Genomic DNA, 11,880 nt, shown 5'->3' on the forward strand with positions numbered 1-11,880 from the left:
CCATGAACCGTTTTGCCGAACTTATCGACATGCTGGCGTTCACGCCCTCGCGCAATGCCAAGCTCGTGCTGCTGCAGGAGCATTTCCGCACCGTGCCAGATCCCGAGCGCGGCTATGCGCTGGCGGCGATTGCCCGCGATCTTGATATTCCCGCGGTCAAGCCTGCGCAATTGCGCGCGCTTATCTCGGCCCGCATGGACCCGGAGCTGTTTGCGCTTTCCTATGATTACGTCGGCGATCTGGCCGAAACCATCGCCTTGGCCTGGCCGCAGAAATCGGGCAACCGCGCCGGCAGAAACGATGCGCCGGGATTGACCGAAGTGGTCGAGACACTTGTCGCTGCTTCACGCCAGGCCGGTCCGGCGCTGGTCGAGGACTGGCTCGACCGGCTCGATGGGCAGGGGCGCTATGCACTGCTGAAGCTGGTGACCGGCGGTTTCCGTATGGGCCTGTCCGGCAGGTTGATCAAGCAGGCGCTGGCCGGCTTTGGCAATGTCCATGTCAACGAGATCGAGGAGCTCTGGCACGGGCTCGCCCCGCCCTATCTCGAGCTGTTTGCCTGGCTCGAGGGCAGGGCTCCCAAGCCGGTCAATGCCGCTGCCGCACCGTTCCGCCCGGTGATGCTGTCGCATGCCATCGACAAATCCGATTTCGAAAAGCTGGACCCGGCCGATTTCGTTGCCGAATGGAAGTGGGACGGGATCCGGGTACAGGCGACATCCGAGCGCGGGGTTCACCGGCTCTACACCCGCACCGGCGACGACATTTCAGCAACCTTCCCGGATCTCGTCGATGCCTTCGGCTTTGATGGTACGCTTGATGGCGAATTGCTGGTTGCACGACTGGTGGATGGCGGGATCGAGACCGGCAGTTTTTCCGATCTGCAGCAGCGGCTCAACCGCAAGAGCGTGACTGCAAAACAATTGCGCAGCCATCCCGCTTTTTTCCGGGCCTATGATTTGCTCCAGGATGGCGACGAGGATCTTCGCGGGTTGAGCTTTGTCGAGCGCAGGGCGCAACTTGAAACCCTTGTCTCGACGCTCGATCCGGCGCGTTTTGATTGCTCGCAGATGCTTGCCTTTTCCGATTGGGACGCGCTTGCAGCGCTTCGCGCTAACCCGCCATTGACGGTGATCGAGGGGGTGATGATCAAGCGCAAGACGGCACTCTACCTGCCCGGCAGGCCCAAGGGCGAGTGGTTCAAGTGGAAGCGTGATCCGTTCCTGATCGATGCGGTGCTGATGTACGCTCAGCGCGGCCACGGCAAGCGTTCGGGATTCTATTCGGATTACACCTTCGGCGTCTGGCGCGCACCGGGTGAACTGGTGCCGGTCGGCAAGGCCTATTTCGGCTTCACCGACGAGGAGCTGACGCAGATCGACAGATTTGTCCGCACCAATACCATCGAACGCTTTGGCCCCGTGCGCTCGGTGCGCGCGGAACCCGATTTAGGCCTGGTGTTCGAGGTGGCGTTCGAGGGCATCAACCGTTCGAGCCGCCACAAATCCGGTGTCGCGATGCGCTTTCCGCGGATCAGTCGCCTGCGCTGGGACAAGCCGCCGCACGAGGCCGATCGGCTGGAAACGCTCGAACGGATGATCGACACACGGTGATGGCGGACTTGCCCGCCGCGTCTGCCATGACTATGTGAGGGCAACGACGAATTCGGGAACCATCACCATGAGCGACAGGCTGACACGATTTTTGGGCGACACGCCCGGGCGCACGGCGCTCAAGCTGCTCGTCGCATCTTTTGTGGTTGGCGTGATCATGGCCGCGTTCAACTGGTATCCGGAAGACATCCTCTACATGATCCGCGATTTCGCGGTCAATTTGTGGGAAACCGGTTTTGCCGCTCTCGGTCGGTTCGGCACCTATCTGGCGCTCGGCGCCGGCGTGGTGATCCCGGTCTTTATCGTCATGCGGCTGCTCAACCTGCGCAAATAGGCGCGATTTTCAGATCAGTTCCAGCGCTGCCTCGAAGGTAAGCAGGTGTCGTCGCGCCACCGCGTCGGCGTCACGGCTGTAGCCGCCGCCAAGCACGCTGGCCACGGGAATGCCAAGCGAGCGATAATAATCGAATACCCGGCGGTCGCGGTCCTTCAACCCCTGATCGGTCAGTGACAACCGTCCCAGCCGGTCGTGCTCGTGCGGGTCGACGCCGGCATTGTAGAACACCAGATCCGGCGCAAACCCGTCGATTGTTTGCGGCAGCAGCCAGGAAAGCGTTTCCAGATAGGCCTCGTCACGGACGCCGTCGGGAAGCGCGATATCGATGCTCGACTGCTGCTTGCGCACCGGATAGTTCTTCTCGTTGTGCACCGAGACCGTGCGGATCGCCGGGTTGCCGGCACAAATTTCTGCGGTGCCGTCGCCCTGATGCACATCAAGATCGATCACCAGCACCCGGTTCACCTCGCCATAGGCCAGCAGCAAAAGCGCTGCAACCGCCACATCGTTGAAGGTGCAGAACCCGGCGCCCTGCGCATGCCGCGCATGGTGGCTGCCGCCGGCAGTGTTGCAGGCCAAACCTTCCGAAAGCGCCAGCCGCGCCGCCATCACCGTGCCGGCGGTCGCCAGTTGCGCGCGCAGACTGACCCGGTGATCGACCTGAAAACCGATCTCGCGTTCGATCAGCGCAGGAACCCGGCAGGCGATCACCTGATCGACGTAGGTCCGGTCATGGGCCAGCGACAGCCATTCGGCCGAAGCCGGCGCCGGCGTGTGAAAATGCGCTTTCGACCCCAGGCCGGTCTCCTTGATCAGTTCCATCAACCGGGTGTATTTGCCCATCGGAAAGCGGTGGCCGGGGGCAAAGCCGGCATCGTAGAGAGGGGCGTGAACAATGGCGAGATCTGGCATGGCAGTGATGTGCCGCATCCTGGCGATTTCGTCCATGCCCGCGCTGTGCAATTTTCCGGCCGCACGTTATCTTCACCAAAACCCTGACGCGAATCATCGCGGGCGACGGAAACTTCCATGAAGCAAGCTCAGACGCCCGCCACGCAGCCTTCACGGGCCTTTGATGTCACCAACCGCATGGTGCTGGCGATTGCCGTGCCGATGACGCTGGCTTTCCTGACCACGCCGCTGCTGGGGTTGGTCGACACCGCCGTGGTCGGCCGGCTCGGCAATGCGGCGCTGCTTGGCGGTCTGGCGATTGCCGCAATCCTGTTCGATCTGGTCTTCACCTCGTTCAACTTTCTGCGCTCCTCCACCACCGGCCTTGTCGCCCAGGCCATGGGCCGGGGGGATGCCACAGAGGAACAGGCGATTTTCTGGCGGTCGCTGACGATCGCCGCCGTCGCCGGCGTCGCCGTGATCGCCGTAACCCCGCTGTTGCTGACAATGGGTCTGGCGTTCATGGGCGCGCAAGGCGAGGTGGCCGCGGCGGCTGCGACTTACCTGACCATCAGGTCGCTGTCGGCGCCCGCTGCCCTCGCCAATTATGCTATCCTTGGTTATGTGCTTGGCCGCGGCATGGGCGGCACCGGGCTGTTCCTTCAAACCGTTATCAACGGTGTCAACATCGTGCTGTCGATCTGGCTCGCGCTCGGGCTCGATTACGGGCTCGAGGGGGTCGCCTGGGCCACGGTGACCGCCGAGATCGTCGGCTGTGCCGTTGGTTTTGCCATCATCCACCGCAATTTCGACCGTGCCGATACGCCATCCTGGAGCAGAATCATCGACCGGACGGCGATTGCCAGACTGATGGCGCTCAACGGCGATATCATGATCCGTTCCTTTGCGCTGATCGCGGGCTTTGCCTGGTTCACCCGCATGGGCACCGGCTTTGGCGAGACGACGCTCGCAGCCAACGCCATTCTGATGAACTTCTTTATGGTCGCGGGCTATTATCTTGATGGTTTTGCCACCGCCGCCGAGCAATTTTCAGGCCGCGCGGTCGGCGCGGGCTTCCGGCCGGCACTGGTCAAGGCAGTCAGGCTGACGCTTTACTGGGGGCTTGGCCTTGCTGGCTTCACCACCGCCTTTTTCCTGTTTTTCGGCGCCGACGTGGTGGCGCTGATGACGACGCTGGAGACGGTACGTAGCGAGGCCGACTTGTACCTGTTCTGGGCGGCCCTGACAGCACTCTCCGGGGTGCTGGCGTTCCAGATGGATGGTGTCTTTATCGGCGCCACCTGGTCACGCGACATGCGCAACATGATGCTGGTCTCGCTGGTGCTGTTTATCGGGCTGTCGCTGGCGCTGTCTGCAATCTGGGGCAATCTCGGCCTGTGGATCGCCTTCAACATCTTCCTCGCCCTGCGCGGTTTCACCCTGCTTGCGCTGCTGCCGCGGCGGATGGATCAGGCGTTTCCTGCCGCTTAGGCTGGAGGTGATCAGTCAGGAATCGGCAAGCCCGCATAATGCGCTGTCCGTCTGTCGCGCAGGTCCGAAAGATGTGCGAGATTCTCCCGGTCACACAGCCGCGACAGATCGCGCAGGATCCTGGCTGGCAGCATCGGTCCGCCATAGATGAACCCGGTGTAAAGCTGGATCAGATCGGCGCCCGCGCGGATCTTCTCTGCAGCCGTCTCGGCGCTGTCGATGCCGCCGACGCCGATCAGCGGCATGCTGCTGCCGAGCCGCTGGCGCATCTTTGCCAGCACAATGATCGAGCGTTCAAACAGCGGCCGCCCGGAAAGCCCGCCGGCCTCATTCTGCTTGGGATCGGCGGCAAGCCCGCTGCGCGACAATGTCGTGTTGGACACGATCAGCCCGTCAAGCTTTTGCGCCAGGCATTCGGCGGCGATATCGTCGAGATCGGATTCGCTGAGATCCGGTGCGATCTTCAAGAACACAGGCACCCGGCGCGCTTTCCGGTCACGCTCGGCGAGCACCCGTGTCAGCAACTCGCCAAGTGCTGCGCGGGTCTGCAGATTGCGCAGCCCCGGCGTATTGGGCGAGGAAATGTTGACAGTGAAATAATCTGCAACTTCGGCGAAGGTTGCGATCCCCTCGACATAATCCTGGGTACGGTCCGTGCTGTCCTTGTTGGCGCCGATATTGACCCCGAGCAGACCTGTCCGCGGCCGGGCGGTAATCCGTGCCAGCGCGGCGGCATGGCCTTGATTGTTGAACCCCAGCCGGTTGATCACCGCCCGGTCCCGCGTCAGTCGGAAAATTCGTGGCTTCGGGTTTCCGTCCTGCGGTTTGGGGGTAATGGTTCCCACCTCAACAAAGCCGAACCCCAGCCGCGCCAGTTCCGGGCCGACCTCCGCATTCTTGTCATAGCCCGCCGCCATGCCGAGCGGGTTGGCAAAACTCAGCCCGGCGAGGGTGACCGAAAGCCGCGGATCGCGGTCGGCGCGGCACCCCGGCACGATGCCGCTTTTCAACGCGGTGATCGACAGCCCGTGGGCCGTTTCAGGATCCAGCGTGAACAGCGCGTTGCGCGCCAGGCTCTCGAGAAAATTGCTCACAGCGCCAGGTCCGGAAACACATGTACGCCGTCGGACCCGAGCGGCAGCGGCTTGACCCATTTGACCGCCGACAGCGGTAACGTCGCATACAGGTGCGGAAACAGCGCGCCGCCACGCGAGGGCTCAAACACCAGCTTGTCACCCAGCGCGCCCGCATCGACGGCCACCAGCACCAGATCTTCCTGACCGGCGAAATGCAGCCGGACGGTCTCGATCGCCTGTTCGCCCGTGGAAAAATGAATGTAGCCATCGGCAATATCGATCGGCGCGCCGGTAAACCGGCCTTCTGCCTCGGCAGCCTGCCACATGGTTTCGGTCGCAATCTTGTAAATCGTCGGGTGCATGGCTGTTGCTCTCGTTTCGCTGATTGAGGGACTGATCTTGCGTCCCGGTTCGCGGAATTGGCGATCCGCTCTCGATAATGTCGTTATTGCATGTCATGACAGCTTCAGATCCAAGCGCAAACAGGAGTGTGTCACCATGACCCGATTTGCAGTTATCTCTCTTGCTATTCTGATGCTGGTTGTCCCCGGCCAAGCCTTCTCGCAGGAGCCGATAGCAAACCGTTTCACCATGGAAAAGACCGAAAGCGGTTTTGTTCGCATGGATACGCTGACCGGGGAGATGTCGATCTGTCGCGAACAATCCGGGCAACTGGTGTGCAAACTGGCAGCCGACGAGCGCCGCGCCTTCGAGGAAGCGCTGTCGGATCTCTCGGCCCGCGTTGCCGCGCTGGAGCAGCGCCTTGACGCGGACGCTCCTGCTGCTCTCGATATCCCGGACGACGCCGAACTCGACCGCGCGCTTGGCGTCATGAAAAAGATGATGCGCGGCTTTTTCGGCATGGCCGAGGATTTGCGCAAGGAGTTCGATCTGGACTCCAACCACCCGGCCGAACCGCTGCCTGACCGGACCTGATATGGGCTTAACCCGATGCTGACTGGATCTGATTGCGGGTGATTCGGGTGCCCAACCGGTGTGTGATGTTGCGGCAGATAGGCGCGGCTGTTCCAAACTGCGGAATGAAGTCTTTGGCCGATAGTGCAGTGCCAGATCATCCGCGCGGACCGATCTGGCCTATGTATCTGCACGAGCGAAGGATTTTCTGCGCCCGATACCTGTCGAACGGGAACTGCCGCCATGCGCGCTTTGCAATTTACTCTCGCCGGAGCCGCTTTCATGCTTGCCGCCCTGATTGTCTATGCTTTGCTGGACGGATCTTTCACCGCGGCGGGCGCTTGGCTAACGTCCGAGCCCTGGGGACTTGTGACACTGGCGGACCTTTATCTTGGTTTTGTATTGGCGGCGGTTCTCATCGGCCTGTGTGAGCCCCGACCGGTCGTTGCACTGTTGTGGATCCTGCCGATACCGTTTCTCGGCAATATATGGACGGTGATCTGGTTCATCATCCGGCTGCCGCACTTGCGCGAACGGTTGGCGCGCCGTTAAAGTGGCGCCGACCAACGGACGTCGTGGTTGGTGTGGTTGCGGCAGCGCGACCGGGAGGGGAACTGCATGGCGCAATTGACATTTATCATCGCTGATGATCACCCGCTGTTTCGGGGAGCGATGCGGCAGGCGCTGGAGGGAATTGAGGCGGAAGTCAACATTCTCGAGGCCGGCGACTTGGAGGGCGCCCGCACCAAGGCCGAAGCGCATCCCGAAGCTGATCTGATCCTGCTTGATCTGACTATGCCCGGCGTTTCCGGGCTGTCGGGGCTCATCGCTTTCCGCGCCGAATTTCCCAGCCTGCCCGTGGTTGTGGTCTCGGCAAGCGACGATCCGCCAACCATGCGACGTTCGCTTGAACTCGGCGCTTCCGGTTTTATTTCCAAATCCGCCAGCATCGAACGAATCCGCCAGGGCGTTCGCACGGTGCTTGATGGTGGAATCTGGACCCCGCCCGGGGTCGATCTGGGCTCCGAGCATGATCCGGAGATTGCTGCGCTGATTGCCCGTATCCAGACTCTGACCCCGCAACAGGGCCGGGTACTGGGCATGCTGGCCGAGGGACTGCTCAACAAGCAGATCGCCTATGAGCTTAGCGTGTCGGAAGCTACCATCAAGGCGCACGTCTCCGCCGTCCTGCAAAAGCTCGGAGTCGACAGCCGCACGCAGGCTGTCATCCAGTTGTCCAAGATTGGTGCCGAAGTTCTCGGCCACAACGACGCATCTTGAATCTCCTGACGCAGTCCTGACACGAGGGGCTGAAGCCTTTTGGCTCTCACGTTGTTGATTACTGCAGGCATCACTCGGCGGCGCTTCGCCGGGTGGCGGTGACCTGATTGAGGAAGGCCCTGAGCGCCGCGGGCTTGATCGGTTTGTTCTGGGTGGCAATGTGGTGGGCGTCGGCCATGCTGCGCACTTCCGGCGTTCGGTCGGCAGTCACCAGTGCCGCCGGGATATCGCGCCGCCACACCTTGCGGGCCGCGACGATGGCCTCGATTCCGGTTCCATCATCAAGATGATAATCCGCAAAAATGGCGTCCGGTGCGTCTTCCGTCTCGGCGATCTCGAGGCTTTCCTTCATTGAATCTGCCGATAACACGACGCAGCCCCAGCCGCTCAGAAGCAGTTTCATGCCTTCCAGGATCTTTGGTTCGTTATCGACACACAGCACCCGAAGTCCCTTCATGTGGGCGGTAATCTGATCGGCGCCGCTGCGATTGAGCGGTGTCTGGATGCGTTCAATATTGGTCTCCACCGGCAACTCGACTCGAAATTCGGTACCCTTGTCCGATTGCGAGGAGATATCGACTGAATGCTTGAGAACCCGGGCGATGCGGTCGACAATCGAAAGCCCCAAGCCCAGCCCGGATGCTGCCCGAGCGCCCTCCTCAAGCCGCGCGAACTCCCTGAACACGGTCCGGAACTTGGTCGAGGGAATGCCGATGCCAGTATCGATCACCTGAATGATCACCTTGTCGCCACGCCGCCGGACGCCCACCAGCACCCGGCCCTCGCGGGTGTATTTGATGGCGTTGGAAACCAGATTCTGGATCAGTCGGCGCAACAGGTTTGGGTCGGAGCGGACATAAACGCTGGTTGGCATCACCGTGAAACGCAGGTTTTTCTCGCGCGCTACCGGGGCAAAGTCGGTGACCACCCGCAACAGCAGGTCGTTGAGCGGAAAGCTTGCCAGTTGCGGCTTCATGGCCCCGGTGTCGAGCCGCGAAATATCGAGCACAGCGCCAAGAATGGCCTCCACCGATTCCAGTGAGGAATCGATGTTCTGCACCAGCTTGCGGTTGGCCGAGTTGCCGATCCTTTCGACAAGGGTGGAGGAGTAAAGCCGGGCAGCGTTGAGCGGTTGCAAAATGTCGTGACCTGCGGCGGCGAGAAAGCGTGTCTTGCCGATATTGGCGTCTTCGGCGGCCAGTTGCGCCTTCTCAAGTTCCTTGTTGACTCTTGTCAGTTCCGCTGTGCGCTTGGAAACGCGCTGTTCAAGGGTTTCGTTGGCCTGTTTGAGTGCCATGTCGGCAGCAACCCGCTCGGTGATGTCGGCATAGGTCGTCACGATGCCGCTGTCGGGCATCGGGTTCGACCGGATTTCAACGATCCTCTTGTCGGGACCGATGGTCAGCGAGAATGTTTCGTCCATCACCAAAAAACGGTCGAGCGCTTCCTGCTCCTTGCCGGGTTCGATGTCACCGCGGGCGGCCAGAATTGAAATGATGTTTTCCAGCGGAAACCCGACCTGGCCGGCCTGTTCGGGAAGCTCCAGCAACGCCCGGAAGCGCTTGTTCCACACAGTCAGACGGTTGGAACTGTCAAACACCGTAATGCCCTGGTCCATTTGCCCAAGCGCCGTTTGCAACAGATCGCGGTTGTATTGCAGGGCTTCGGAGGCTTCGTCGAGCAGCCGGGCTGTGTCGCCGGGCATGTCGTCGGTTCGTTCGAACAGCAGCGACAACACCAGCCGGGCCGACGCCGAGCCGATGGCGCTTCCGAGCAATTGTTCGGCAAACCGCAACAACCCCATGTCGGCCGGATCCTGGTCATTGATCCAGCGCCCGATCGCCCGCTCATGCGAATGGAACGAACGTTCGGTTCGCTCATGGCCGAGATAGCGGCTGATCGTTTGCTTCAGATCAGCCACCGTTACCTTGGTTTTCCAGCTCCGTCCGGACGTCGTCAAACGGCGGCTTTGCGGGATGAACATCGCCGCCTGGATCCGCTCGATCGATTTCGGCCGTCGCGAAAGCGATCCGCCGACATAGAGCAGGCAATTGACGATCAGGCTCAGCACCACCGAGTTGAACAGCGGATCGGCGGCGGGACTGGTAAAGGAATACGTGCCGGGAATGACAAAATCCAGGATCGCTGCTGCGATATGACTGTTGTCGGGACCGCCAAGGCTTGGCACCATCAGCAAATAGGCCCAGATCGCAATGCCGCCGGATAGTCCGGCAATGGTGCCGCGGGCATTGGCCTGACGCCACAGCAGCCCCCCGAAGAACGCCGGTGCCAGTTGGGCGATCGCCGCAAACGACAACAACCCGATCGAGGCAAGGCCGGCATTGATGTCGGCGGCGCGATAATAGGCGAAGCCCAAAAGCAGGATGCCGGCGATTGCCAGCCGTCGGACCCGCAGGATCGAAACTGAAAAGTCGCCACTGTGGCCGCCCCGATTTCGGCGTCGCAGCATCACCGGAACGATGATGTCGTTTGACACCATGATGGCGACAGCCACCGAGGCGACGATCACCATGGCCGTCGCCGCCGAAAACCCGCCGATAAAGGCAATCAGCGTGATCACCGGCAGGTCATTGGCCATTGGCAGGGTCAGCACAAACAGGTCGCTCTGCTCTCCCGAGCCAAATTGCAGCAATCCCGCGATCGCCACCGGCAGCACGAATATGTTGATCGCAACCAGGTAGAAAGGCAGCAGCCATCCGGCCAGCTTGAGTTCGCTCGCGGTCCTGTTTTCCACTACCGTGACATGGAACTGGCGCGGCAGCAGGATGATGGCGAAGGCTGAAAGCACGATCAACAGACCCCAGCGCAAGGGCGGGGTCTCATAGGCCAGTGCCGTCATCACGCTGGTGTTTTGCGTGGCGGCGCTGAGCAGGTCCGAGGGACCGTCAAAGAGGAAGAACACCACCGTCAGGCCAATCATCGTGAAGGCCAGCAACTTGACCACCGATTCCATCGCGATGGCGAGGATCAGCCCGTCCTGGTGCTCGGTCGCATCGGTGTGCCGGGTGCCGAAAATCGCGGCGAATGCCGCCAGCACCAGCGTCACAAAGAAGGAGATGTCGGACAGGAAAAAGGTTCCCGTGACCCTACTCAACTGCTCGGCGTCGACCATCACTGCGACTGAGGATGACACCGCCTTGAGCTGCAATGCGATGTAGGGAATGGTGCCGATCACCGCGATCAGCGCCACCAGCGCCGCCACCATCGGGCTCTTGCCGTAGCGCGCCGCCATGAAGTCGGCGATCGAAGTCAGTTTCTCGGCCTTGGCCAGGGTAACGATGCGCCTCAGGACAGGCATCCCGAGCGTGAACATCAGGATCGGGCCGATATAGATCGCCGTGAATTCAAGCCCGCGCGAGGCGGCCAGGCCCACCCCGCCGAAATAGGTCCAGGAGGTGCAATAGATCGCCAGGCTGAGAGAATAGATGATCGGCCGACCGGCGGCTCGGTGTTGTCGTTGCCGTGCCGTGCGATCGCCATAAGTGGCAATGGCAAACAGCATCAACAAGTAGAAAAGCGCCGATCCGAAAACCAGCCAGCCGGGCATCATGAACTTCGCTCTCCTCCACGCCTTCGTAATCCAGCATAGCTCTTCGTTACAGCCGCACAAGGCAGCCTTTGGTTGGGCGAGGCCAGAACTAGCCGACAACCTGCGGCATCAGTGGTTTTAGTGGTTAATTTTCTGCTCGATTATGCTAGGAATGGCCCAAGCCGGTCAGGTCATATGCGCAATTTGACCGGTCAATATAACGAGGGAAAGCGCACATTATTTGGAGCAACCAAAATGCTGAACGAGTTCAAGGCGTTTATCGCCAAGGGCAATGTCATGGACCTGGCGGTCGGCGTCATCATCGGCGGCGCGTTTGGCCTTATCGTCAAATCGCTGGTTGATGACATCATCATGCCAATCGTCGGCGCCATCTTTGGCGGTCTGGACTTTGCCAACTACTTCATTCCGCTGGCCGGTGGCGTGACAGCCTCGACGCTGGAAGCAGCCAGGGAGCAGGGTGCGGTACTTGCCTACGGCAATTTCCTCACGGTCCTGATCAATTTCCTGATTCTTGCCTGGATCATCTTCCTGATGGTCAGGGCGGTGAACTCGATCCGCGCCAAGGAAGAGGCCGCACCGGAAGCCCCGGCTGCACCGCCTGCCGATGTTGCCCTTCTCACAGAGATCCGCGATCTCCTGAAGAAGTAACAGCGCTTGTGTTTCCCTGATGGTTGCTGCGGCCATCGGTGAATCGCGAAAACGGGC

General features: G+C 61.0%; 11 protein-coding genes. 7 read left to right on the plus strand and 4 right to left on the minus strand.

All coding sequences use genetic code 11. The features are described from left to right. Positions 1–2: 2 nt before the first annotated feature. Both ACK6D9_RS06555 and ACK6D9_RS06560 read left to right on the plus strand, forming a co-directional pair. Complete coding sequence (locus tag ACK6D9_RS06555) at positions 3–1,613, plus strand: cisplatin damage response ATP-dependent DNA ligase (protein WP_412051072.1); 1,611 nt, start codon at positions 3–5, stop codon at positions 1,611–1,613. Positions 1,614–1,680: 67 nt separating this feature from the next. After that, a complete protein-coding gene (locus ACK6D9_RS06560; protein WP_267655237.1) occupies positions 1,681–1,947 on the plus strand; it encodes a DUF6460 domain-containing protein in 267 nt (88 codons plus the stop codon). Between the two features lie 9 nt (positions 1,948–1,956). Here ACK6D9_RS06560 and ACK6D9_RS06565 read toward each other — a convergent pair whose 3' ends face one another. Then, positions 1,957–2,880: a histone deacetylase gene (locus ACK6D9_RS06565; protein WP_412051073.1), complete on the minus strand. Its 924-nt coding sequence runs from the start codon at positions 2,878–2,880 to the stop codon at positions 1,957–1,959. A 99-nt stretch (positions 2,881–2,979) separates the two neighbouring features. On the opposite strand from ACK6D9_RS06565, the gene ACK6D9_RS06570 reads away from it, so the two are divergent. Further along, on the plus strand, positions 2,980–4,332 hold the full coding sequence (locus ACK6D9_RS06570) for an MATE family efflux transporter (protein ID WP_412051074.1): 1,353 nt from the start codon (positions 2,980–2,982) through the stop codon (positions 4,330–4,332). Between the two features lie 11 nt (positions 4,333–4,343). On the opposite strand, the gene ACK6D9_RS06575 is transcribed toward ACK6D9_RS06570, so the two are convergent. Further along, positions 4,344–5,426 carry a quinone-dependent dihydroorotate dehydrogenase gene (locus ACK6D9_RS06575; RefSeq protein WP_412051075.1) on the minus strand — a complete coding sequence of 361 codons (1,083 nt, stop codon included), beginning with the start codon at positions 5,424–5,426 and terminating at the stop codon, positions 4,344–4,346. Then, positions 5,423–5,770 (minus strand): DUF952 domain-containing protein, encoded by a 348-nt coding sequence (locus ACK6D9_RS06580; protein ID WP_412051076.1) that lies wholly within the window; start codon positions 5,768–5,770, stop codon positions 5,423–5,425. Before ACK6D9_RS06580 ends, ACK6D9_RS06575 begins: the two co-directional genes overlap by 4 nt. A 136-nt stretch (positions 5,771–5,906) precedes the next feature. On the opposite strand from ACK6D9_RS06580, the gene ACK6D9_RS06585 reads away from it, so the two are divergent. The 3 genes from ACK6D9_RS06585 (at position 5,907) to ACK6D9_RS06595 (ending at position 7,604) form a co-directional block, all read left to right on the plus strand. Then, the gene (locus tag ACK6D9_RS06585) at positions 5,907–6,344 is read left to right on the plus strand and encodes a hypothetical protein (protein ID WP_412051077.1); all 438 of its coding nucleotides are present in this window, start codon (positions 5,907–5,909) and stop codon (positions 6,342–6,344) included. Between the two features lie 222 nt (positions 6,345–6,566). Continuing rightward, positions 6,567–6,875, plus strand: coding sequence for a hypothetical protein (locus ACK6D9_RS06590; RefSeq protein ID WP_412051078.1), 309 nt, complete (start codon positions 6,567–6,569; stop codon positions 6,873–6,875). Positions 6,876–6,941: 66 nt separating this feature from the next. Further along, a complete protein-coding gene (locus ACK6D9_RS06595) occupies positions 6,942–7,604 on the plus strand; it encodes a response regulator (protein ID WP_267655244.1) in 663 nt (220 codons plus the stop codon). A 70-nt stretch (positions 7,605–7,674) separates the two neighbouring features. Here the strand turns inward: ACK6D9_RS06595 and ACK6D9_RS06600 are convergent, their stop codons facing one another. Next, entirely contained in the window at positions 7,675–11,175 is a 3,501-nt protein-coding gene (locus ACK6D9_RS06600; RefSeq protein WP_322989945.1) for a hybrid sensor histidine kinase/response regulator, read from the minus strand. A 234-nt stretch (positions 11,176–11,409) separates the two neighbouring features. On the opposite strand from ACK6D9_RS06600, the gene mscL reads away from it, so the two are divergent. Beyond that, positions 11,410–11,823 (plus strand): large conductance mechanosensitive channel protein MscL, encoded by a 414-nt coding sequence (gene mscL / locus ACK6D9_RS06605; RefSeq protein ID WP_267655246.1) that lies wholly within the window; start codon positions 11,410–11,412, stop codon positions 11,821–11,823. The last annotated feature ends 57 nt before the right edge of the window (positions 11,824–11,880 follow it).

The sequence above is a fragment of the Hoeflea sp. Naph1 genome, assembly GCF_046837775.1.
Lineage (GTDB): Bacteria > Pseudomonadota > Alphaproteobacteria > Rhizobiales > Rhizobiaceae > Hoeflea.

Excerpts from the sequence above, each read along its gene's own strand:
- ACK6D9_RS06595 (WP_267655244.1), top strand. The coding sequence starts at position 6,942 with ATGGCGCAATTGACATTTATCATCGCTGATGATCACCCGCTGTTTCGG.
- ACK6D9_RS06580 (WP_412051076.1), bottom strand. The coding sequence starts at position 5,770 with ATGCACCCGACGATTTACAAGATTGCGACCGAAACCATGTGGCAGGCT.
- ACK6D9_RS06570 (WP_412051074.1), top strand. The coding sequence starts at position 2,980 with ATGAAGCAAGCTCAGACGCCCGCCACGCAGCCTTCACGGGCCTTTGAT.
- ACK6D9_RS06600 (WP_322989945.1), bottom strand. The coding sequence starts at position 11,175 with ATGATGCCCGGCTGGCTGGTTTTCGGATCGGCGCTTTTCTACTTGTTG.
- mscL (WP_267655246.1), top strand. The coding sequence starts at position 11,410 with ATGCTGAACGAGTTCAAGGCGTTTATCGCCAAGGGCAATGTCATGGAC.
- ACK6D9_RS06555 (WP_412051072.1), top strand. The coding sequence starts at position 3 with ATGAACCGTTTTGCCGAACTTATCGACATGCTGGCGTTCACGCCCTCG.
- ACK6D9_RS06560 (WP_267655237.1), top strand. The coding sequence starts at position 1,681 with ATGAGCGACAGGCTGACACGATTTTTGGGCGACACGCCCGGGCGCACG.
- ACK6D9_RS06590 (WP_412051078.1), top strand. The coding sequence starts at position 6,567 with ATGCGCGCTTTGCAATTTACTCTCGCCGGAGCCGCTTTCATGCTTGCC.
- ACK6D9_RS06565 (WP_412051073.1), bottom strand. The coding sequence starts at position 2,880 with ATGCGGCACATCACTGCCATGCCAGATCTCGCCATTGTTCACGCCCCT.
- ACK6D9_RS06585 (WP_412051077.1), top strand. The coding sequence starts at position 5,907 with ATGACCCGATTTGCAGTTATCTCTCTTGCTATTCTGATGCTGGTTGTC.